At 38.7% G+C, this 23,162-nt stretch carries 19 protein-coding genes, 1 tRNA gene and 1 other RNA gene; 5 read left to right on the top strand and 16 right to left on the bottom strand.

The window, feature by feature from the left end:
• Position 1 precedes the first annotated feature (1 nt).
• The 3 genes from NST91_RS05680 (at position 2) to istB (ending at position 3,371) form a co-directional block, all read left to right on the top strand.
• A complete protein-coding gene (locus NST91_RS05680; RefSeq protein ID WP_341330366.1) occupies positions 2-922 on the top strand; it encodes a CopD family protein in 921 nt (306 codons plus the stop codon).
• Between the two features lie 147 nt (positions 923-1,069).
• Entirely contained in the window at positions 1,070-2,632 is a 1,563-nt protein-coding gene (istA, locus tag NST91_RS05675; RefSeq protein WP_341330073.1) for an IS21 family transposase, read from the top strand.
• Entirely contained in the window at positions 2,622-3,371 is a 750-nt protein-coding gene (gene istB, locus NST91_RS05670) for an IS21-like element helper ATPase IstB (RefSeq protein WP_341330072.1), read from the top strand. The genes istA and istB overlap by 11 nt, the downstream gene beginning before the upstream one ends.
• A gap of 1,571 nt (positions 3,372-4,942) precedes the next feature.
• Here the strand turns inward: istB and ssrA are convergent.
• From ssrA to rpoN, 13 genes are all read right to left on the bottom strand, one after another.
• Positions 4,943-5,281: a transfer-messenger RNA gene (gene ssrA, locus NST91_RS05665) on the bottom strand.
• A 476-nt stretch (positions 5,282-5,757) separates the two neighbouring features.
• Positions 5,758-6,225, bottom strand: a complete 468-nt coding sequence (gene smpB / locus NST91_RS05660) for an SsrA-binding protein SmpB (protein WP_099361583.1) — start codon at positions 6,223-6,225, stop codon at positions 5,758-5,760.
• Between the two features lie 244 nt (positions 6,226-6,469).
• Positions 6,470-8,809 carry a ribonuclease R gene (rnr, locus tag NST91_RS05655; protein ID WP_341330365.1) on the bottom strand — a complete coding sequence of 780 codons (2,340 nt, stop codon included), beginning with the start codon at positions 8,807-8,809 and terminating at the stop codon, positions 6,470-6,472.
• 14 nt (positions 8,810-8,823) lie between these two features.
• Complete coding sequence (locus NST91_RS05650; RefSeq protein ID WP_341330364.1) at positions 8,824-9,564, bottom strand: alpha/beta hydrolase; 741 nt, start codon at positions 9,562-9,564, stop codon at positions 8,824-8,826.
• 376 nt (positions 9,565-9,940) lie between these two features.
• Positions 9,941-10,174 carry a preprotein translocase subunit SecG gene (gene secG / locus NST91_RS05645; RefSeq protein ID WP_341333490.1) on the bottom strand — a complete coding sequence of 78 codons (234 nt, stop codon included), beginning with the start codon at positions 10,172-10,174 and terminating at the stop codon, positions 9,941-9,943.
• 687 nt (positions 10,175-10,861) lie between these two features.
• Complete coding sequence (eno, locus tag NST91_RS05640; protein ID WP_099352520.1) at positions 10,862-12,154, bottom strand: phosphopyruvate hydratase; 1,293 nt, start codon at positions 12,152-12,154, stop codon at positions 10,862-10,864.
• A gap of 70 nt (positions 12,155-12,224) precedes the next feature.
• Positions 12,225-13,760, bottom strand: coding sequence for a 2,3-bisphosphoglycerate-independent phosphoglycerate mutase (gpmI, locus tag NST91_RS05635; protein WP_121446320.1), 1,536 nt, complete (start codon positions 13,758-13,760; stop codon positions 12,225-12,227).
• Complete coding sequence (tpiA, locus tag NST91_RS05630) at positions 13,760-14,521, bottom strand: triose-phosphate isomerase (RefSeq protein ID WP_341330363.1); 762 nt, start codon at positions 14,519-14,521, stop codon at positions 13,760-13,762. The genes gpmI and tpiA overlap by 1 nt, the downstream gene beginning before the upstream one ends.
• 167 nt (positions 14,522-14,688) lie before the next feature.
• Positions 14,689-15,873, bottom strand: coding sequence for a phosphoglycerate kinase (locus NST91_RS05625; RefSeq protein ID WP_341330362.1), 1,185 nt, complete (start codon positions 15,871-15,873; stop codon positions 14,689-14,691).
• Positions 15,874-16,215: 342 nt separating this feature from the next.
• Positions 16,216-17,223, bottom strand: a complete 1,008-nt coding sequence (gene gap / locus NST91_RS05620) for a type I glyceraldehyde-3-phosphate dehydrogenase (protein ID WP_341330361.1) — start codon at positions 17,221-17,223, stop codon at positions 16,216-16,218.
• A gap of 57 nt (positions 17,224-17,280) precedes the next feature.
• Positions 17,281-18,300, bottom strand: a complete 1,020-nt coding sequence (locus tag NST91_RS05615; RefSeq protein ID WP_341330360.1) for a sugar-binding transcriptional regulator — start codon at positions 18,298-18,300, stop codon at positions 17,281-17,283.
• Positions 18,301-18,594: 294 nt separating this feature from the next.
• A complete protein-coding gene (locus NST91_RS05610) occupies positions 18,595-18,837 on the bottom strand; it encodes a glutaredoxin family protein (RefSeq protein WP_341333489.1) in 243 nt (80 codons plus the stop codon).
• Positions 18,838-18,862: 25 nt separating this feature from the next.
• Positions 18,863-20,167: an RNA polymerase factor sigma-54 gene (gene rpoN / locus NST91_RS05605; RefSeq protein ID WP_341333488.1), complete on the bottom strand. Its 1,305-nt coding sequence runs from the start codon at positions 20,165-20,167 to the stop codon at positions 18,863-18,865.
• A 200-nt stretch (positions 20,168-20,367) separates the two neighbouring features.
• Here rpoN and NST91_RS05600 point away from each other — a divergent pair, with 200 nt between their 5' ends.
• On the top strand, positions 20,368-20,544 hold the full coding sequence (locus NST91_RS05600) for a hypothetical protein (protein ID WP_341330359.1): 177 nt from the start codon (positions 20,368-20,370) through the stop codon (positions 20,542-20,544).
• A gap of 288 nt (positions 20,545-20,832) precedes the next feature.
• Here NST91_RS05600 and NST91_RS05595 read toward each other — a convergent pair.
• Positions 20,833-20,904: transfer RNA gene (locus NST91_RS05595), tRNA-Arg, on the bottom strand.
• A 259-nt stretch (positions 20,905-21,163) separates the two neighbouring features.
• Between NST91_RS05595 and clpP the strand changes: the two genes are divergently transcribed.
• Positions 21,164-21,754, top strand: coding sequence for an ATP-dependent Clp endopeptidase proteolytic subunit ClpP (gene clpP, locus NST91_RS05590; RefSeq protein WP_341330358.1), 591 nt, complete (start codon positions 21,164-21,166; stop codon positions 21,752-21,754).
• A gap of 44 nt (positions 21,755-21,798) precedes the next feature.
• On the opposite strand, the gene NST91_RS05585 is transcribed toward clpP, so the two are convergent.
• On the bottom strand, positions 21,799-22,056 hold the full coding sequence (locus NST91_RS05585; RefSeq protein WP_121446327.1) for an HPr family phosphocarrier protein: 258 nt from the start codon (positions 22,054-22,056) through the stop codon (positions 21,799-21,801).
• 147 nt (positions 22,057-22,203) lie between these two features.
• Positions 22,204-23,145: a DNA-binding protein WhiA gene (gene whiA / locus NST91_RS05580; protein ID WP_121446328.1), complete on the bottom strand. Its 942-nt coding sequence runs from the start codon at positions 23,143-23,145 to the stop codon at positions 22,204-22,206.
• Positions 23,146-23,162 lie beyond the last annotated feature (17 nt).

Here is a 23,162-nt window from a genome sequence, read left to right as displayed (position 1 = left end):
AATGGATCTATTAATTATTATTAGTCAGGCGCTATTATATTTATCCTTTTCAGTTTTAGTAGGAGGTTTCATCCTTTTACTTGTTCCAAACGAATATCGCCCTGATATCAAATTTCCAAAGCGTTTATTATTCATTTGTGCAATTATGCTTCCAGTTTACGCATTTGTTCCTGTGTTGGACATTGTTTTATTTCTTGCTCCACGTTTAGGTTTTCTTGATTCATTGAAAATTGTATTAACTACCTATACAGCTGGAACTGCATGGGATTTTACCCTTCTTGGTTCTCTACTATTAGTGTTTTTAATTGCCTTTACAAAATCTACTGAAAAGGTAAGTTTTGCTTATTTAGGTACATTTCTAACATTTGGGTCAATTTTAACGGTTGCTTGGTCAAGTCATGCTGGTGCACTTGACCAAAACATAGGAATCATTAGTGACTTTATTCATTTAGTCGCTGTAAGTATTTGGGTTGGGATTCTGTTAATAGTTGGTTGTTTTTCAACAAATCACAACAATTGGCTTACATTTTTAAGCTGGTTTTCATGGGTCGCCTTTGGGTGTTTAGTAGCTACGGCACTTAGTGGTCTATTTATGATGGATGTTATTATGGATGGATATATTGATTCATGGATGGTTTCATATGGACAAGGAATATTAGTAAAACATTTATTCTTACTGCCACTTCTTTTTTATGCATTGGTGAATGGTTTCATTGTGAAATATAAAATATCAAAAGATGCTACGTTCAACCCGATCCCTTGGATTCGTTTAGAAAGCTTTATTTTATTTGCAATTTTTACAATTACGGCTATCTATTCTCAACAACCACCACCTCATGGGAACTTTTTAACGAATGATGCAGTGTCACCATTATTTCGTCTATTTCATGATGATATCATTGATGCAGGCAATACTATATGAATATTGCCACCCAGTAGACCCTCCTTTGCCATGTTTTTATCCCATTAATGACAAGTTTTAGACCCACCTCTGCCAAACTGAGGACCACCCTCCTATATAATGGAATTGCACTATGCTGTGCAAATCTATTATATAGGAGGTTTTTTTGTGGTTAAATACCGAGAAATCCTTAGGCTACATGCCCAAGGAGTAAGTCAAAGGGGGATCGCTTCTAGTTGTGCCAACTCGAGAAATACAATTAGAGAGGTAGTTAAAAGGGCTCAAAAGTTAAATATTTCTTGGCCATTCGAGGAGGATATGACAGATAGCGATCTTCAAGAACTTCTGTTTCCAGAAAAGCATGAAGCATCTAATTTCAGGAGAAAACCAGATTGTGAACACATCCATAAGGAATTAGCTAAGCCGGGAGTGAACTTAGCTCTCCTGTGGGATGAGTATTGTTTAAGTTGTAGGGCGAGTGATGAAATCCCCTATAGCTATAGGCAGTTTTGCCGTTTCTATCATGATTACGCTAGGAAAACAAAAGCAACTATGCGTATTAAACGTAAGCCAGGCGAACAGCTGGAAGTGGATTGGGCTGGTCAAACTATGAGTCTAACAGATAATTTGACTGGCGAAGATATTCCTGTCTATATATTCGTCTCTGCCCTATCGTGTAGTCAGTACGCTTATGTAGAGGGTTTCTTATCTATGGACACCGAAAATTGGATTACAGCCCATATTCACGCCCTACAATTTTTTGGTGGTGTACCTCGGATTATTGTTCCTGATAATTTAAAGACTGGGGTAATCAAAGCCTCTCGATCTGAGCCTATCATTAATCCAACCTATCAAGAGATGGCTGAACATTATCAAACAACGATTATTCCAGCACGTGTACGTCATCCAAAGGATAAACCGAGTGCTGAAGGGGCAGTTGGAGATATATCAACTTGGATTATTGCTTCACTACGAAACCAGAAATTTTTCTCTCTGGCGGAACTAAATGAAGCTATTAAAGAAAAGCTTCAAGAATTTAATACAAAACCATTTCAAAAGAAAAAGGGGAACAGGCATACAGCCTTTACAGAAGAAGAAAAGTTTGCGCTAATGCCGTTGCCTGTTTCCCCGTACGAGATGGCCACTTGGCTAAAGGCGACCGTACAATATGATTATCACATAAATGTAGACAATATGTCTTATTCTGTTCCTTATGATTATATCCAACGTCGTGTAGATGTTCGTGTAACGAGAACCATTGTGGAGGTTTTTTATAAAAATTTTCGAATTGCATCCCATAAAAAACTCACTGGTAAACTCGGACAGTCAATTACTATTCCAGATCATATGCCAAAGGAACACAAACAATTTCTTGAATTCAATAAAGAGTATGTTTTGGATTGGGCAACCTCTGCAGGTGAAAGTACACTAGCCACGGTTAAGAGTATACTAGCTTCTTATAAAGTGGAAAAACAAGCCCTGAAATCCTGTCTTGGATTAATAAAACTGTCAGATAGGCATTCTATAGAGCGTGTTGAAAAAGCGTGTGAAAGAGCTCTATCTTATACTCCAAGACCTACACTTAAAAGTATACAAACGATATTAAAGACTGGACAAGATAAACTATCTGAATCGAAAGAAACAAAAGATCCAAAAAAGGAAAAGCAGACAAATGATTATGGATTCACTCGTGGATCCGAATATTATGGAGGTAAGAACAATGACAAATGAAAGCACATTAACTAAATTAAACGAAATGAGAATGTCTGCCATGGCAGAGATGTATGTAGAGCAGTTAAAAAACCCTGATTATCAAGACCTATCTTTTGAAGACCGTTTTGGAATACTTGTTGATTTGGAATGGACCCGCAGACAAAATAGTAAACTAGAACGATTGATTAAAAGTGCGGAATTGCGTGACACGCAGGCTTCTATTGAAGATATCGAATATCACCCAGATAGAAAGCTAGATAAGTCACAAATTCTTCGCCTAGCCTCTGGACAATATATTGAGGACCACCACAATATCATTCTTAAAGGGGCTTCAGGAAATGGAAAGACATATCTAGCTTGTGCATTTGGCATTGCAGCTTGTCGCCAATTCTACAAAGTTCAATATACTAGATTGCCAGATTTATTAGATGAACTCTCTATCGCAAGAGGAGAAGGTGTTTACCGCAAGGTAGTGAAAAAATATAAAAAAGTCGATTTACTCATCCTTGATGAATGGCTTCTTACACCATTAAGGGAAAGTGAAGCTAGGGATCTCTTGGAGATTGTAGAAGCTAGACACCAACAAGGTTCTACAATATTTTGTTCCCAATTTGACCCTAGAGGGTGGCATGAAAAGATTGGAGAAGGTACTCTAGCTGACGCAATTTTAGATCGCATTGTCCATGACTCTTATCAAATTTTGATAGATGGTGAAATATCCATGCGAGAGCGTCATGGATTAGGTGGACAAGCTTGATATGACTAATATAACGAGAGATGACCTAATGAAAATAGAGGATTATTATTATAAGACTGGATACAAGCACTGGTGCCGATTCCCTGAGGAACTAAAGACAAATCTATTAGATAACCATTCCCCCAGATCTGGACTGAGCAGGATATTTATAAGGGCTCAAGAAAAATAATTATGGGGTATTTCAATAAAAGGTTTAATTAAGGTTTTATTAAGAAAGGCCCTGCAGATATAAAATTGGCCCTGTAGGGCTTTTTCTAGGCAATGGTACTCTTTATGTCAGTAGTGGGTCATTTTTATGGCAGAGGTGGCTCAAAAAGATGGCAACACTGGAACTATCCCATGACAATATTCACCTTATTTTCCTTACAAAAAACTTTTATGTTTCAACATATAGTTTCTCCTAAAATACACAACAAAAATGTGTTATAACTTTTTTGGAAAAGTATGTACAGATTCTATAAGTAAAACATAACTCCTACAAAAAAATAAAAGACCTACCTCAATAAGAGATAGGGAAGTCCTCAATCTATTTTCACACTATTTTTAACTTCAAATTCTTTCAATGCTTCTACAATTATTTCTTCTTTCCCGTTTTTGTAACCCTTACCCCTTGATGACCCCATTTTGTAGGTAGTACAAACACATCAAATTCACCATTTGCCATCTCTGCTATCGTCAAATTGACTAATGACCTAAATTCCTGAATTGCTGTTAGTTCCTTAAAAAACATGATCATTGATGAAGAAATTATTATTAGTGGTTTTTATAATTTCAGCTATAGTGCGGAAATGAAAAATGAAGATAGTAATTATTTCAAAAGATAAAAAAACTGCTAAAGAATGGTCAGTAAGTTTAACGAAATGTGGAATGATAACATCAACTATATTCTTTATAAGCTAAAAGAAAATAAGAAATTCGCCTAAAAATAGAACATGTCTAATACTTCGATAAATTAAACTACAAAGGAAATGGTTCAATTAGTTAGAATCGTTGTCCTTTACTAACATTAAATATAAGTTGTTTAGATAATTAATGTTAAAATAAAAAGAACTATAGAAGGTTAGTTTCTACAGTTCTTACATATTTAAAGCATAGGTTTGCCGAAAGTTTTTTGAAGCATACTTTGCCAAAACGGCAAGATTATGGTTCAATCACACAAACTCAACTAGATATTTTAAGCATAATATTGTCACATCGTGTTTCAAGCATAAGGATGTAATAGTGACATTTTTATGCTTAAAGTAACATCGTATTTAACCACCAAGTATATGTATTTGGTGGAGACGGTGGGACGTGCTATTCCATGCTTTCGTCATGGCACTGACTATATCTTGAACCTGAAGAAGTTATCAGGTCCTCCGGCGTATTATGCGAAATATAATTTGTACCTAGTCAGGTAGGATTTCGCATCCTAGTACTACCATGATTCATGGCAGCCTATAAGTCGATACACGGCTGTTAGATTACTCTACATACCGCTCGGCATTGCCTTATCGCATCAAGTACGACTTAGGTTTCACCGATAAAGCCGGATTATCACTTATGTGTTACCACATAAGGCGACTAATTACTAATCGAACCCACGTCCAAAGATATTGGCACTTAAGCTTCTACGAGTGTAGTCGATATATTAGCATTTCGCTAACTTTTCAGCCTATCGACAGGCTTCCAAGCAGCTAGTCTGGTTGTTCTCTTCCTTCGTCCTCAGACGGCGAACTCCGGCGTAGCCCACTTAAAGTGAGTCCCTGACCCTACCACATGGGCGATGGAGGGAGGAACCGCTATAGACTGTTATTAAGCAGCTAAAGCGAAGTTGTTGTTTTCTTTGCCAGTTATAGGCGTTGACGTTTTAACGAGGCCGATCCCCTCGACTCGCAACTTAAGCTCAAACTACCCCTGTCGAATCCGTAGCGTCCCCATATGTCGAATGATAAGCGGCGAATCTCTTCGTCAGCTTGCTCGTTCAAATCCTCACGTATGTCTAATACGCTCCGGTTCTCACTCACTTCGCTTCCTTGACCTTCTTGCTTCTAATTCGCCAAACATTCTTAAATGATAATGATGAACTTAATCACCAGTTATCTGGGTGTTTCGGATGAAGTGTTTTTGCTTTCGTTGACTATTCAATTGTCAACCACATGTCTTATTATAGCACATGTACTTACAATTTCAATTGTAAGTTATTGTAAGTTACGTGAATCAAATACACATCTGTGGTGTATTGCGCCCAGATTTTTTTCGAGCACGCTCGAAAAATTATATTTAAAAAATCTGTGGCATCCGCCGGAGGCTAACTTTATTCAGTTATGCCGTAACTTTGATTATTCGTTAGACTTTTGATTCATCTATCAATAAATTAGAGTTTGTAAACTACTGCTGAATAAAGTTACATCTTTTGTCGTTCTCTGAAAGCACGTTCGATGTCACGTTTCGCTTCTTTTTTCTTCAGATCTTCACGTTTGTCGTACTTTTTCTTACCTTTACCAAGACCTAATAAAAGCTTTGCATACCCATTTTTTAAATAGATTTTAATTGGAACAAGCGCATAGCCTTCTTCCTTTGTAAGACCAATTAGTTTGTTAATCTCTTTTTTATGAAGTAGAAGCTTACGTGTACGCAGCGGTTCATGATTATATCGGTTACCTTGCTCATAAGGGCTAATATGCATGTTGTACAGGAATACTTCACCGTTATGAACACGGGCATATGAATCCTTCAAATTGGCTCTGCCATTTCGAAGAGACTTAATTTCTGTCCCTTGAAGAACAATTCCTGTTTCATAGGTTTCTTCAATAAAATAATCATGATTGGCTTTTTTGTTTTGTGCGATTACCTTGCCTGCACCTTTTGGCATATTGATTTCCCCCTTAACACGGTACCTTATATTTTAACAAAAATTGGACAACATCACAAGGCAAGGGCTCGACTCAATAACATAAAATAATTCATGGACCCACACCCCTGAGTCTGTTGCTTACTAATTGCCTTTTTAGCATAGAAATACATCCATGCCATGAATCCACCACCTATTAAATTAAACAAACACTATTCAAAAGCCCAGCATAAAAAAGCACTCCACACTTGTGGAGTACTTTAGGTTATCTTCTCTTCTTGCGTTTCTTATTTTTCTGAGAAGGTACATTATCAAAATTCTTCTTTTTCTTACGTGGTTTGCGAGTTGACCATTCGCCATCGTTATTACGGTCGCTCTTCTTGTCATCATTCGAACTAGATCGACCTCTTCTTTTTTCGGATTTAATAATCGTAGGTTGTTCCTTCGAAAACTTGCGACGGCTTCCTTTCATGCCGACAACCTCAAAGTCAACAGAACGCTCATCCTTATTTACGTTGATAACACGAACCGTAATTTCATCACCTATGCGGAATACATTCCCGGTCCGTTCTCCAATCATCGCGTAACTTCTTTCGTCATACCGGTAATAGTCATCTGTTAAATAACTTACGTGAACGAGTCCTTCAATTGTATTTGGAAGCTCAACAAACATTCCAAAGTTTGTAACAGAACTTATGATGCCATCGTATTCCTCACCGATTTTATCCATCATGTACTCTGCTTTTTTCATGCTATCTGTTTCACGTTCAGCTTCAACTGCACGACGTTCCATATTGGAGGAATGCTCAGCAATATCCGGAAGTTTTTCCTTCCATTTATCCTGAGTGGCATTGTCTAGCTTTCCTTGAATTAAATAGGTACGGATCAATCGATGAACGATTAAGTCTGGATAACGTCGAATTGGCGACGTGAAATGTGTATAAAAATCAGTTGATAATCCAAAGTGACCCACGCTTTCTGGATCGTATTTTGCTTGTTTCATTGAACGCAACATGACGGTTGAAACAACCATTTCCTCAGGTTTACCCTGAACTGCTTCAATGACTTCCTGTAATGCACGAGGATGAATTGAATTTCCAGCTCCTCTTACAAGATAGCCAAAGTTCGTAATGAATTCTAAGAAACGTCTTAACTTCTCTTCATTAGGATCCTCGTGAATTCGGTAAATAAACGGCACATTCATCCAATGGAAATGCTCAGCAACTGTTTCGTTTGCAAGTAGCATGAACTCTTCAATTAATCGTTCACCCACGGAACGCTCCCTTAAGACGACATCATATGGTGCGCCTTCTTCGTTCACAAGAACCTTTGCTTCTTTAAAATCAAAGTCAATCGCGCCACGTTTCATTCGTTTTTCACGAAGAATTGTAGCAAGTTGTTCCATATCTTCAAACATAGGAACGAGTGGCTCATAACGTGTTCTTAGTTCTTCGTCTTTGTCTACAAGAATGCTGTTTACATCCGAATACGTCATCCGTTCCGTCGTTTTAATAACACTTTGGAAAATATCATGTTTAACAACAGCACCGTTTTGGTCAACCTCCATCTCACATGATAATGTTAGACGATCAACCTTTGGATTTAATGAACAAATCCCATTGGATAAACGATGTGGAATCATCGGAATCACGCGATCGACAAGATAAATACTAGTTCCGCGGTCACTCGCTTCCTTATCAATAGGCGAACCTTCTGTTACATAATGGGTAACGTCAGCAATATGCACACCTAGCTTGTAATTGCCATTCTCAAGCTTTGTAACTGTTACAGCGTCATCTAAGTCTTTAGCATCGGCACCATCGATAGTAACTATAACTTCATTTCGTAAATCGCGTCGATCTTCGAGATCTTTTGGATCGATCGTATCTGGTGTATTGTTTGCCTGTTCTAATACATCCCTTGGAAATTCCTGTGGAAGGCCATGCTTATGAATAACCGAAAGAATATCGATTCCAGGGTCATTTTTATGACCTAAAATTTCAACTACTTCTCCTTCCGCACTCATTCTCCCTTCAGGATATGTGACAAGCTTGACGACAACCTTATGTCCCTCAATTGCACCATGTGATGCCTGCTTCGGAATGAAGATGTCATTGGCAATTTTTTTATCATCAGGAATAACGAATCCAAAGCTTTTACTTTCCGTATATGTACCTACAATTGTTTTCACGCCGCGTTCAATAATCCGAACAATGGTGCCTTCTTTGCGTTGACCAGAAGACTCCGTGCTTATTCGAACAAGAACGGTATCACCATGCATTGCATTCTTTAATTCATTTGGTGGAATAAATACATCATCCATTGTCTTATCTTCCGGCATCACAAATGCAAAACCTTTCGCATGCCCAGTAAGAGTTCCTCTAACAAGGTTCATTTTTTCCGGAAGACCGTAGCGATTACTTCGAGTTCGAACGACTAAGCCCTGTTCTTCCATTACCACAAGAGCTTTGACAAAGTCCTTAAAATCCTCCGAACCTTTAATTCCGAAAGCCTCCTCAAGTTCCTGAACAGTTAATGGCTTGTAGGCTTCTTCCTTCATAAAGTCCAATAATTGATTAATATGTTTTTGGATATCTTGTTCCATTTTTTTCCCTCCCGTTACCAATCTAACTGCTCTAAAAATGCATACACATCCTCATGCAGTTGGTCACGTTCTTTGTCTAGGGTAATGACATGTCCTGACTCTTCGTACCATTTAATCTTTTTAAAATCATTTTCAACTGCTTCATATATAATATTCGCACTATCAGGATTTATCATTTTGTCATGACGAGCCTGTGCAACAAAAGTAGGCGAATAAATCATATCGACATTATCCCGCACTTCTGCGATTAGGTTTTGCAATGCTTTTAACGTATTCATCGGGGTCTTCTTAAATTCTTCAATTTCTTGCTCGATTTGTTCAGGTGATTTCCCTTCAAATCGCTTATATTCCCGTGCATACTCAACAACACCCTCATACATGACCTCTTCGCTTTTTAGATACATAGGCGCACACATCGTCACTATCCCTTTTATAGGTACAGTGTATCCCAATTTTAACGAAAATACCCCACCAAGTGACAATCCTGCAACAGCAATATTTTCGTAGCCTTTGTCTTTTAAAAGCTGATAGCCATTCATGACGTCTTTCCACCAATCCTCGGGACCGGTATGGACTAATTCTTCCGGTGGAACACCATGTCCTTTGTATATGGGTGCATGACAGGTATAGCCTCTATTTTCAAGGAAACGGCCGAGCATTCGAACATCTGCCGAATTTCCTGTAAAACCATGTAGTAATAAAACAGCCTTTTCTCCACCTTCAAATAGGAAAGGTTGAGGTAGTTTGATCTTCATTATGTATAACTCCTTTATGATGGTATTCAAAAATTCGCCAAATGATAAGCTGCGAATCTCTGCAAGATTTTAACCAAAGATGGAACGAGTACCTTGTATATGTGCTTGCGTCTACTCGTTCATTCTAGAATGTAAATTCCTCAGCACAAGGCTGCATGGAAGAATATTCTATGTAGTCGCCTCACTCCGGTCCTCAAGCAGCTAGTTCCTTGACCTTCTTGCTTCAGATTCGTCGAATTTTTGAATTATTATTTTTCGACATCCAATATGTTTATTTTGCGCATTTTTTCGGTATTCTACTATCGTACATGAAAGACCTTTTTATACGCAATAAAAAAGGCTAGACATCTACTGTCTAACCTACTTTTGAATAGTTTTATAGTTCAAGGTATGATACTGCAATTGTAAGAACAAAGAATAATACCGCTAAGACAACTGTAATTCGGTGTAAAACTGCGTCAAGTCCACGAGCCTTTTGCTTTCCGAATAACTGCTCAGCACCACCAGAGATAGCTCCAGATAGACCTGCGCTTTTACCGGATTGTAATAAGACCACTACGATCAACGCGATACATACGATTACTAATAATGTAACAAATACTCCATGCAACATATAAAACTACACCTCCTGAACGAGAACGCATATGACGTTAGTATAAATGTACCATAAAAATACAAAGTGGACAATACTGCATTTTCTGACTTTACATTTTTTTCAAACCTAATATATGGAACTACAATATGTCGTAGTTTTTTCCAAGGATTCACTTCATGATTTGGGCTGTTAACGTCCATATTAAGGTTGACTACCTTGAAAGGGATGATGATAAGTGATCAACTGGGATTTTGATGAAATGGTAAAAGAACAGAAAAAACACAAAACAATTTATTTAGGTGAGAATACACAGCAAGATAAGCAGAAGAAGCAGCAGCCGAAGAAAGAAAAGTAGTTAGAAGTCGTGCTCCATGTTTTGGGGAGATTCTTCATCTTTATTCGTGCTTAACGAGTGCGAATCTGGGGATTTTTAGGAAAATGCAGTCCTCTTTATGTTCTTTGCGGGTACGAATCTGGAAAGTTCTAGGAAACACTGATCCTCTTTATGTTCTTTGCGGGTTCGAGTCTGGAAGGTTCTAGGAAACACCGGTCCTCTTTATGTTCTTTGCGGGCACTAATCTGGAAAGTTCTAGGATAATCCATACCTCTTTACGCTCTCAGGGTTGTGTGTTTAACCGCGAAACCACAATTCAGCAAAAAAAAACGACAAGCCACTAAGCTTGTCGTTTTCCTTTTATAAGATTAACCTCTTAAGTTATAGAAAGATGCTAAGCCGTTGTATTGAGCTGTTTCACCAAGATTGTCTTCAATACGTAGCAATTGGTTGTATTTCGCAACACGGTCAGTACGTGATGGAGCACCAGTCTTGATTTGGCCAGCGTTTGTAGCAACTGCGATGTCAGCAATTGTGCTGTCTTCTGTTTCACCAGAACGGTGAGAGATAACTGCAGTGTAGCCTGCGCGTTTTGCCATTTCGATTGCATCAAATGTTTCTGTTAGTGTACCGATTTGGTTTACTTTGATAAGGATTGAGTTACCTACGCCTCTTTCAATACCTTCAGAAAGTTTCTTTGTATTTGTAACGAATAGATCGTCACCAACTAACTGAACTTTTTTACCTAGGCGCTCAGTTAGAAGCTTGTGACCTTCCCAGTCGTTTTCGTCTAAACCATCTTCAATTGAGATGATTGGGTATTTCGAAACAAGGTCTTCGTAGAATGCAACCATTTCTTCAGAAGAAAGAACTTTACCTTCTCCTTTAAGATGGTATTTACCGTCTTCTTTGTTGTAGAACTCAGAAGATGCTGCATCCATTGCAAGACGTACTTGCTCGCCTGGCTTGTATCCAGCTTTTTCAATTGCTTCTACGATTGTTTGTAGCGCTTCTTCGTTAGAACCTAGGTTAGGAGCGAATCCACCTTCATCACCTACAGCTGTGTTTAAGCCTTTTGCTTGTAAAACTGCTTTTAGGTTGTGGAAAATTTCTGCACCCATGCGAAGTGCTTCTTTGAAGCTTTCTGCACCAACAGGCATAACCATGAATTCTTGGATGTCAACGTTGTTATCCGCATGCTCTCCACCGTTGATGATGTTCATCATTGGTACTGGAAGAGTTTTTGAGTTGAATCCACCAAGGTATTGGTATAAAGGAATTTCAAGGAAGTCAGCTGCTGCACGAGCTGCTGCCATAGATACACCAAGAATGGCGTTTGCACCTAATTTACCTTTGTTTTCTGTGCCATCAAGCTCAATTAATGCACGGTCGATTGCAACTTGATCAGTTACGTCGAATCCGATAATTTCTGCAGCAATGATTTCATTAACATTGTTTACAGCAGTTTGTACACCTTTTCCAAGGTAACGGCTCTTGTCGCCATCACGAAGCTCAACTGCTTCATATTCACCAGTTGATGCACCACTTGGTACTAAAGCACGGCCGAATGCGCCGGACTCAGTATAAACTTCAACTTCAACTGTTGGATTCCCACGAGAATCTAATACTTCACGAGCGTATACATCTATGATAATTGACATAATAAAATCTCTCCTTTTCGATTAAAAAATAGTTTATTAGGTCGTTCTTTTAAAACTTAATCAGTTACCCTTATTTCTTAAGTAAGCTGTTTCCAGTCATTTCAGCTGATTTTTGTATACCTAGTAAGTCTAGCATGGTTGGTGCTAAGTCTCCTAGGATTCCGTCTTCTCGTAATCCTAAGCCTTCTTTTGTTACAATCACAGGTACTGGATTCGTAGTATGTGCTGTCATTGGATTGCCTTCAAGGGTCACAACTTCATCCGAGTTACCATGGTCTGCTGTAATGATGGCTGCTCCACCTTTTGCAATAATGGCATCAACCACTTCTCCTAAGCACTCATCTACTACTTCAATGGCTTTAATTGTAGGCTCAAGTAAGCCTGAGTGACCCACCATATCTGGGTTTGCAAAGTTTAAGATAATTGCGTCATGCTTATCATCTGCAATTTCTTGTAAAAGTGCATCCCTTACCTCATAAGCACTCATTTCTGGCTTAAGGTCATAAGTTGCCACTTTTGGTGAGTTAATTAAAATACGAGTTTCACCAGGGAATTCCTTTTCACGTCCACCACTCATAAAGAAAGTAACGTGAGGATATTTTTCAGTTTCCGCAATGCGAAGCTGTTTTAAACCATTTTGTGAAAGTACTTCCCCTAAAGTGTTATCGAGATTCGTTGGTTTGAATGCCACGTATCCATCTACACTTTCACTGAAGTGAGTTAAGCACACAAAGAATAGCTTGTTTGGATGCTTTGGTCCACGATCAAATGAACGGAAGTCTTCATTTGTAAACGTATTTGAAATTTGGATGGCACGGTCTGGTCTAAAGTTATAAAAGATCACAGCATCATTGTCTTGAATCGTTGCAACTGGTGAACCATCTTCTTTTACAATGACAGATGGTAGAACGAATTCATCGTAAATGCCATTTGCATAGGAATCATCGACAAGTTCAAATGCATTTTTATATGTTGGACCTTCTCCGTAAACCATTGAACGGTATGACTTTTCAACGCGCTCCCAACGTTTGTCACGGTCCATTGAATAATAACGGCCAGACAAGGTTGCGATTTCACCAACACCGTATTCTTTTATTTTTTCATCAAGCTGTTCTAGATAGATTCTCGCGGTTTGAGGACCCACGTCTCTTCCATCTAAAAAGCCATGAATATATACTTTTTCAACGCCTTCTGATGCAGCAAGTCGTAACAATGCAAATAGATGATCAATGTGACTATGTACACCGCCATCTGATAATAAACCGAATAGGTGGAGGGCAGTTCCATTTTCCTTTACATGTTTCATCGCATCAAGGAATGTTTCGTTTTGCTCAAATTCATGATCGCGAATCGCAACATTAACACGAGTTAAACTTTGGTAAACAACTCGGCCTGCACCGATATTTAAGTGTCCTACCTCTGAATTCCCCATTTGGCCTTCTGGTAAACCAACAGCCTCGCCACTTGCCTGTAAAGTAGCGTGTGGGTATTGGTTCCAAAAACGATCAAAATTTGGTTTGTTTGCTTGAGCAACTGCATTTCCTTTTACTTCATCGCGAAAAGCAAAACCATCTAAAATGATTAGTGCAACTGGAGATTTACTCATTACTTCTGCGCCTCCAAAAGCTTAACAAAAGAGGAAGCATCAAGACTAGCTCCACCAACTAGAGCACCATCAATATCTGGTTGTGCCATGTATTCTTTAATGTTTTCTGGTTTAACACTTCCGCCGTATTGAATGCGAACAGCATCTGCTACATCAGCAGAGAATTGTTCAGCTACTACTTTACGGATATGTGCACAAACTTTGTTAGCATCTTCTGCTGAAGAAGATTTACCTGTTCCGATTGCCCAGATTGGTTCATAGGCAATGACAACTTCTTTCGCTTGTTCAGCTGTAAGACCTGCTAATGCCTTTTGAATTTGTGTTCCAACTAAGTCATTTGTTTGGCCTGCTTCACGTTGCTCTAATGTTTCACCACAGCATACGATTGGGACTAATCCATGAGCAAATGCTGCAAGTGTTTTTTGATTCACTGTCTCATCAGTTTCAGCGAACATTTCACGGCGCTCAGAGTGACCAAGGATGACATAGTCGACACCTAGATCCTTTAAAGCTACAGGGCTGATTTCTCCTGTAAATGCTCCGCTTTCTTCAAAGTGCATATTTTGCGCACCAATTTTAAGGTCATAGTTTCCTGCTTTTACGTTTGCAACTAGGCGCTCTAAAAATAGTGCTGGCGCACAAACAACAGAATCAACCTTTTCTGGTGATGGAATTAGACCATTAATTTCTTCTACAAAATGAACTGCTTCAGAAAGAACCTTATTCATTTTCCAGTTTCCTGCAATGATTGGCTTTCTCATGTTCACCATCCCTTTCGATTAGAAAAGTGCACGGCGCACAGCCTTAGGTAACAAGCATAAGACGAGCGCTGACAGAAGGTGTCTTTTTACCTTCCGAAGCGATTGGCTTAGACCCGAGAGCCGAAGCGCCTGGAACTAGACATTGAAAACTAGTTGCACTCATTTTTTTATTTATCGTTAAGTAATACGACTCCTGGAAGCTCTTTACCTTCCATGAATTCTAGTGAAGCTCCACCACCAGTTGAGATGTGGCTCATTTTATCAGCTAGGCCGAATTTCTCAACTGCTGCTGCAGAGTCACCGCCACCAATAATTGAGTATGTATTAGTAGCATCAGCTAGTGCTTGACCAACGGCTTTTGTTCCGTTAGCGAATGCATCTAATTCAAATACACCCATTGGTCCGTTCCAAATGACAAGTTTAGAGTTTAGGATAACATCTCTGTATAGTTCAGCTGTTTTTGGTCCAATATCAAGTGCTTCCCAATCGCTAGGAATCTCTTCGATTGAAACAATTTTAGTGTTAGCATCATTTGAAAAGTCGTCTGCAACTTTTACATCAACAGGCATATAGAAATTAACGCCTTTTTCTTTTGCTTTGTTCATGAATTGAGTAGCAAGATCAATCTTATCTTCCTCTAAAAGTGATTTACCGATTTCGTGACCTTGAGCTTTTACGAATGTATAAGCAAGTCCTCCACCAATGATTAAGTTATCTACTTTTTCTAGAAGGTTTTCGATAACACCAATTTTGTCCTTAACTTTCGCACCACCAATAATTGCAGTGAAAGGACGCTCTGGGTTAGAAAGTGCTTTACCTAATACTTCGATTTCTTTTTCCATTAAGAAACCTGCTACTGCTGGTATGTGTTCAGCAATCCCAGCTGTTGAAGCATGTGCACGGTGAGCGGCACCGAACGCGTCATTTACATACACATCAGCAAGTGATGCAAATTGTTTTGCTAGCTCTGGATCATTCTTTTCTTCTCCAGGGTAAAAACGAACGTTTTCAAGTAAAAGAACATCGCCTTCGTTCATCTCTGAGATGGTTTGTTCAACCTCTGGACCGTATGCTTCATTTGTTTTGCGAACTTCGATACCTAAATGTTCGCCTAAACGCTTAGCAACTGGATCTAAACGAAGCTCATCCACAGCTTTACCTTTCGGACGACCAAGGTGACTCGCTAAAATGACCTTTGCCCCTTCTTTACGAAGGTACTCAATTGTTGGTAATGCTGCACGAATACGAGTCTCATCAGTTACCTGACCATCTTGCATTGGAACGTTAAAATCAACTCGACAAAAAACTCGCTTGCCTTTTACATCCATATCTCTAACTGATTTCTTATTCACAGGGAAGGCCTCCGTTCTATGTAATGTTGGTAAAAAACATGTGCCCTAAGCACAAAGTATCCTAGCGGTAATTAGCATCTCATATAGACATCAAAAAGGGAAGGGAACATTCCCTTCCCTTCACGAGTTCTATTATAGTGGTTGTTGCTTTAGTTTAAAAGAACAATGTGTTTTACTAATTGACTAATATGACATACTAATCAAACGGTAACTTAATCAAATACGCCTCGGCGTATTTGCGCCCGATTTTTTTCGAGCACGCTCGAAAAGTTACCATTAAAAAATCGTGGCATCCGCCGGAGGCTTAATTTTATTCAGGAGGGGTACTCCTGCTGAATAAAATTATAGACCCTTTGATGCGATGTAATCTACAAGGTCAACTACACGGTGAGAGTAACCACTTTCGTTGTCATACCAAGAGATAACTTTTACCATGCTGCCTTCCATAACCATTGTTGAAAGAGCATCGATAGTTGAAGAATTTGAATTTCCGTTGTAGTCACTTGAAACAAGTGGCTCTTCACTGTAACCCATAATTCCGTTTAATTCATTTTCAGAAGCTTTGCGTAATGCAGCATTTACTTCCTCAACAGTTACGTCTTTTTCTAACTCAGCTACTAAGTCTACAAGAGACACGTTTGGAGTTGGAACACGCATTGCCCCACCGTTTAATTTACCCTTTAATTCAGGTAATACTAGAGAAACAGCTTTTGCAGCACCAGTAGATGTTGGGATAATGTTTTCAGCTGCTGCACGAGCACGACGGTAGTCCTTATGTGGTAAGTCAAGGATTTGTTGGTCATTTGTGTAAGAGTGAACAGTTGTCATCATACCACGCTTAATTCCAAAGTTTTCATTTAGAACTTTAGCAAATGGAGCTAAACAGTTTGTTGTACAAGAAGCATTAGAAATTACGTCATGGCTTGCTGCATCGTACTTATCTTCGTTAACACCCATAACGATAGTAATATCTTCATCAGTTGCAGGAGCAGAAATGATAACTTTCTTTGCACCAGCTTCAATATGTTTTGCTGCATCAGAACGCTTAGTGAAACGACCAGTTGATTCAATAACTACCTCAACTCCAAGGTTTCCCCAACCAAGTTGAGCTGGGTCGCGCTCAGCTTTAACTAAGATCTCTTTTCCATTAACAACAAGGTTGTTTCCATTAACAGATACTTCTGCATTAAGAACACCGTGAACTGTATCATACTTTAATAGATGTGCTAACATATTTGCATCTGTTAAATCGTTTACTGCTACTACTTCAACATTTGGATTTTTTAGAGCCGCACGTAATACGTTACGACCAATACGTCCAAAACCATTAATACCAACTTTTACTGCCATTTTTGATTTCCTCCTTTTGTATGTGAAACCTAAAAAAATATTATTTAAGAGGTTGATTTACCCCTTTATTAACTCTTTAGCTGCACCTTCATCTGTTATTAACAGTGTCTCAGGCGCCTGCTTTAAGTACGCTTGAATGGCTGTTGCCTTCGAAGCTCCACCAGCTACGGCAATCACATCGTGAATTGCGTTCAGACCTTCTAGCTGGATGCCAATTGTTTGAACCCGATGGACCACTTTCCCATCTTCGTCAAAATAATACCCAAAAGCCTCTGCGACTGCATGAGATTCAATGATTTTTTTCATGTCCTCTTCATCTGTTTTACGCCGCTTAGCCATTGTAATAGCGTCTCCTATTCCGTGAACGACCATACTTGACGATTTAATCAAATTCAGGACATCCCGAATCGATGGTTCGGCCACAAAGGATTGATACGCTTCATTGCTCACAACATCAGGTACATGGAGGAGACGGTAATCACCAGAAGCTTTTTCGGCCATCTTTGCGCAAATGGTATTTGCTTGATTTTCTACTCGTTCTCCTAGTCCACCTCTTGCTGGAACAAATAATATACTTCGCCCTTTCGAATCTGGGGTCATCATTTCTGCGACCTCAACGAGGGTTGTACCACCAGTAACTGCGACGATATTTTCTCCAGAAAGCCTTTGTTTTATTCTTGAAACGCAAGCTCTCCCCATTTCTTTTTTCACCCAAGGAGTTGTGTCACTATCGCCAGAAACGACAATTACACCTTTTATCTTTAACTTTTCCTTAAGCTGTGATTCTAAAACCCGTAAACCTAAAACTTCCTTCATGACATCCTCAAGGTCCTTTAATAGTTCAGCACCCTCACTTGTTAAGCTCATTCCAGCCGTACTAAAGTCAACAAGGTTTTGTTCTTTTAAAAATTGAACTTCACCACGGAGGACACGTTCGCTATGACCAAGACTCGTAGAAAGATTCCTTCTTCCAATCGGCTGCATAAGTCGTATGTATTTGAGGATCTCATGGCGTTTCTGCATAACCTCTAGTAAATCAGGTAATAATTTTTGTTGTACCTCAATAATCGAACTCATTTATTCATTTCCCCTTTTTACTATAAGGGACTGTTTTTGTCCCGCTGTGACATATTATGTCCCGCTTACAGTAAAAAAAAACAACTCGTTAAATCAAATACGCCTTGGCGTATTTGCGCCCAGATTTTTTCGTGCTTGCTCGAAAAATTTCCTTTGAAAATCTGTGGCATCCGCCGGAGGCATACTTTATTCAGTATTGAATAAAGTTTGTATATCGCCGTGTTACATTTTCTATAGTACCAGTACTTTTAAAAGAATGCAATAAATAAACTGCCTATTTTTTAGGCAGTCAGATTATTTTAAATATTTACTTAGATACTCTTGAATGACTTCTTTATGGATAATCCCATACTCCACTTCGTTTCCGTCAATTTCGATAACCGGAATCATGATTTGATATTTTTCAAGAAGTTCATCATCTTTATAAATATCAACCTCATTGAGTTCTAATGGAAATTCCTCACTTAATTCCTCGATAACCCGCCTCGCTTTTGTACAAAGGGAGCAATTATCTTTTGAATACATGGTGACTTGAATGCGTCTCAACTGTTACACTTCCAATCTACTTGCTGTATCTTTTTCGCTTCGATGAAGATGGTATATTTAATTGATCACGGTATTTTGCAATTGTTCTTCTGGACACAAGAATACCATGCTCCTCCTTAAGTATACTGACAATATCCTGGTCTGACAAAGGCTTTTGTTTATTTTCCTCATCAATCAACTCTTTTAAAACGTTCTTAACCTGAGTTGATGACGTGTCGGTTGAACCCGTTGTCTGGATGTTGCGACTAAAGAAATATTTCATTTCGAAGATACCAAATGGAGTTTGCACAAATTTATCTTTTACTGCACGGCTTACAGTTGATTCATGAATGTCTAAACTTTGTGCAACATCACTCATTATAAGCGGTTTTAGATGAGCTGGTCCTTTTAGAAAAAAGTCCAGTTGGCGATTGATGATTTCGTTCATGACATTTTGTAAGGTGAGTTTTCTCTGCTCCAAACTTCTCATAATCCATTGGCACTGGTCCACTTTTTCTTGAAGATAGGATTTAGTTTTTGAATCTTTTTCTTGTATGAAATGTTGGTAATACTGAAGATTCAACGAAACCTTTGGTAAATATGAATCGTGCATGTTCATGATGACAGCACCATTTTCAACTTGAATATCAAAGTCAGGAACAATATATTGTGCTTCTCCTCCATGAAAAGCTGCACCTGGTCTCGGCTGAAGAGTTTGGATAAAGTCAAAAATCTGTTGAATATCAAAGAGCTTTACATCAAGTTGCTTTGCGATTTCCTTCCAGGACTTTTCTGCGAATTCTTCAAAATAGTCCTGAATAATTGTTTCAGCAAGACTATTCCGCTTTGGCAATTTCCTGAGTTGTAGAAGTAGGCATTCCTGTAAGGACCTTGCCCCTACCCCAATCGGATCTAGACTTTGAATATAGTGAATTGCACTTTCGATGGTTTCTGTATCGGTATTAAGGTCCTTTGCAATCTCCTCCTCCGGAAAATACAGATAACCGTTGCTATCCAAAAGTTGAATTATATACTCCATCGTTCGCTTTTTTTCGGTGTTCACTTTCATATATGAAAGTTGTGTAAGCAAATGTTCATAAAGGGTTGTTTCTTTTTTTCCAATATAGTCAATCGGATTTGTATAGGATTCATTTTTGACCTTTGATTTCATTACTCTATTAAAATCCGTTTGTTTTACTTCTATTAGGGGATTTTCTAATGTTTGCTCTTCTAGAAATTTAGTCAGATCCAAAGAAGAGTATTGTAAAAGAGTTATAGCTTGAGTTAGCTCCTTTGTCATGACTAGCTTTAATGATTGCTGTTGAAAAAGTCCAGTTTGCATATTCACTCTCGTTTTCCCCCTTCCCCTGAGTTGTATTAAAATGGAAGCGTTTACTTTTCTTATTGTAATGAACAACCTCATTTTATCGAAGAGGTTCTATCGCTAATTTTAGCTTACTTCTATGGTATCGAAAAAGTTAAATTTTAGCACGCATTTTTATGCATTTTTTGAAAGAATCTACTTTAAAGAGGTGATTTGAATTGAAAAAAAATGAGATTATGTATACCGGCCCGGTGACGGGGACTTTGGATGAAGCAAAAAAAGCGAAAAACAACGAAGAGTTCGCAACTGAATTTGATCCCATTCAAACAATGTGGGCTGTGAACCCAGTTGACGAGGATGTGTACGAAGGAACATTAGGGTATAAGGATAATTAGCGATTTGGAGATGGAACTTTGGCGACGTGATGGGCGGGGGATATCTATGCCAACGTAGTCTGATTGTTTGCTGAAGAGGGTATGATTCGCGTTTACATTACCTTTTAGGTTGATTTCTGACTTGTAAGGGTACGATTAGCACGTTTGTGTTCCCTTTTGGCTCGATTTCCGGCTCGTAAGGGTACGATTCATGCGTTTGTGTCCCCCCTCAACTATTTTACGAAAAAAGGTACCAATACCATAATACGCAAAAAGGACCAGATTTTACTCTGGTCCTTTCTTCATTAGCGCCCTCGGCAGGATTCGAACCCACGATAAGAGAACCGGAATCTCTTGTGCTATCCACTACACTACGAGGGCATGTCTGAATAGAAACTGCACTCATCATTATAGGCTAGAACGCATTTGATTGCAAGATGTATGTTTTAAAACACTCCGATTCGGTTATGATGGTATACGTATGAAATTTAGTTTTTTTCACATCGATAAAGGTATGTCATAAATGTTTGTAGAATAAGATAAGTTAGTAAAGCGAATTGTTTGACCTTTACTGACCTTAATTGTATGATGGAAATACATAGTAGTAAAGTTTTTAATTTGTTTTGAAGGAGGAAGTTAAATGAATTTAATCCCTACAGTTATTGAGCAAACAAACCGTGGAGAACGCGCCTATGATATTTACTCACGTTTATTAAAAGACCGTATTATCATGCTTGGAAGTGCCATTGATGATAATGTGGCTAACTCAATTGTGTCTCAGTTATTGTTCTTAGCAGCTGAGGATCCTGAAAAAGATATTTCTTTATACATTAACAGCCCTGGTGGTTCGATTACAGCTGGTATGGCTATTTATGACACAATGCAGTTCATTAAGCCAAAGGTTTCTACAATCTGTATTGGTATGGCTGCTTCTATGGGTGCTTTCTTACTTGCTGCTGGTGAAAAAGGCAAGCGTTTTGCGCTTCCTAACAGTGAAGTTATGATTCACCAACCACTTGGTGGAGCACAAGGGCAAGCAACTGAAATCGAAATTGCGGCTAAGCGTATCTTATTCCTACGCGATAAGCTAAACAAAATTTTAGCTGAGCGTACTGGTCAACCACTAGAAATTATTGAAAAAGACACTGACCGCGATAACTTCATGACTGCTGAAAAAGCAATGGAATACGGATTAATCGACAAGGTTATGTTCCCACAAGACAATAAATAAGAAATAATAAAAATCCTCTCACATCTAATCGTGAGAGGATTTTTTTATGCTTCTTTTTGAACAAATTCAGTTAATGCTTCAACCGCTGCTTCTTCATCATTTCCATCAGCAATTAATGTAACTGTTGTACCGCTGCCAACTGCTAAGCTCATTAGACCCATGATACTTTTTGCATTTACCTTTTTTCCATCTTTCTCTAAAAAGATATCTGCAGAAAATTTATTTGCTTCCTGAACAAACATCGCTGCAGGACGTGCTTGTAACCCCGTTCTTAAAGCAACCTCAACTTGTCTTTCCACCATTCGTTTCTTCCTCCTCAAATTTTTCTGTACATTCTTAAGTTGTGTTTTTTTTTAGTATTTCCTATTAATACGTAGGTTGAGCTCTAAAGGTTTCATATTTTATTTAAAAATGATAACGCTTTATTTTTCTCCAAGTGAGCAATGTGCTCACTTTATAGATTGGCCCGCTCGTAGCTTATCAGCAATTTCATCGATTTTTCGAAGTCGGTGATTAATGCCCGACTTACTAATCTGGCCTGATGTTACCATTTCGCCTAACTCTTTAAGTGTGACATCCTGATAGGCGACGCGAAGCTCCGCAATTTCTCTTAATTTATCGGGTAGAATGCCTAGTCCGACTGTTTCTTCAATGTATCGAATGTTTTCCACCTGACGAATCGATGCCCCAATAGTTTTATTAAGGTTAGCTGTTTCACAATTGACGAGGCGGTTCACCGAATTTCTCATGTCACGGACAATTCGAACATCCTCGAAACGAAGCAATGCCTGATGCGCACCAATGACATTTAGGAACTCTGTGATTTTTTCTGCTTCTTTTAAGTAGGTGATGAAACCTTTTTTTCGTTCTAACGTTTTAGCGTTGAGATCAAAAACGTTCATCAATTCACAAAGTGAGTCATTGTGTTCTTTATATAATGAAAAAATCTCAAGATGGTACGAGGATGTTTCTGGGTTATTAACAGAGCCACCTGCTAAAAAAGCTCCGCGTAAATAGGAGCGTTTGCAGCACTTCTTCGCTACTAATTCCGAAGAAATTTCCTGCCTTAATGAAAAGCCTTCAAAAATCTTCAAGTCTTCTAATATTTCCTTTGCATCCTCAATAAGGCGAACAAGATATACATTGTTCTTCTTAAGTCTCATTTTCTTTCGAACAAGGAGCTCTACTCCTACATTATAGCATTTTTTCAGAAGTGTATAAATTCTTCTCGCAATCGCGGCGTTTTCCGTTTGGATGTCAACCACCATTTTTTGGTTAGAGAAGGAAAGTGCGCCATTCATTCGGATCAAAGCGGAAAGCTCGGCTTTTGCGCAGCAGTCTTTGATGTCTAAATTTGTAAGTTCTTTTTTCGTCTCTGATGCAAATGACACAGTTCCACCTCCCTTTT

It is taken from the genome of Ferdinandcohnia sp. FSL W7-1320 (genome assembly GCF_038050315.1).
Taxonomy (GTDB): domain Bacteria; phylum Bacillota; class Bacilli; order Bacillales; family Bacillaceae_L; genus Ferdinandcohnia; species Ferdinandcohnia aciditolerans.
The sequence above is the reverse complement of the archived record's forward strand: the minus strand, read 5'-3'. Positions and strand labels throughout refer to the sequence as shown.

Coding starts and splice junctions, on each gene's coding strand:
- NST91_RS05680 (WP_341330366.1), top strand. CDS start 2: ATGGATCTATTAATTATTATTAGTCAGGCGCTATTATATTTATCCTTT.
- istB (WP_341330072.1), top strand. CDS start 2,622: ATGACAAATGAAAGCACATTAACTAAATTAAACGAAATGAGAATGTCT.
- smpB (WP_099361583.1), bottom strand. CDS start 6,225: ATGCCAAAAGGTGCAGGCAAGGTAATCGCACAAAACAAAAAAGCCAAT.
- rnr (WP_341330365.1), bottom strand. CDS start 8,809: ATGGAACAAGATATCCAAAAACATATTAATCAATTATTGGACTTTATG.
- NST91_RS05650 (WP_341330364.1), bottom strand. CDS start 9,564: ATGAAGATCAAACTACCTCAACCTTTCCTATTTGAAGGTGGAGAAAAG.
- eno (WP_099352520.1), bottom strand. CDS start 12,154: ATGTCAATTATCATAGATGTATACGCTCGTGAAGTATTAGATTCTCGT.
- gpmI (WP_121446320.1), bottom strand. CDS start 13,760: ATGAGTAAATCTCCAGTTGCACTAATCATTTTAGATGGTTTTGCTTTT.
- tpiA (WP_341330363.1), bottom strand. CDS start 14,521: ATGAGAAAGCCAATCATTGCAGGAAACTGGAAAATGAATAAGGTTCTT.
- gap (WP_341330361.1), bottom strand. CDS start 17,223: ATGGCAGTAAAAGTTGGTATTAATGGTTTTGGACGTATTGGTCGTAAC.
- NST91_RS05615 (WP_341330360.1), bottom strand. CDS start 18,300: ATGAGTTCGATTATTGAGGTACAACAAAAATTATTACCTGATTTACTA.
- rpoN (WP_341333488.1), bottom strand. CDS start 20,167: ATGCAAACTGGACTTTTTCAACAGCAATCATTAAAGCTAGTCATGACA.
- clpP (WP_341330358.1), top strand. CDS start 21,164: ATGAATTTAATCCCTACAGTTATTGAGCAAACAAACCGTGGAGAACGC.
- NST91_RS05585 (WP_121446327.1), bottom strand. CDS start 22,056: ATGGTGGAAAGACAAGTTGAGGTTGCTTTAAGAACGGGGTTACAAGCA.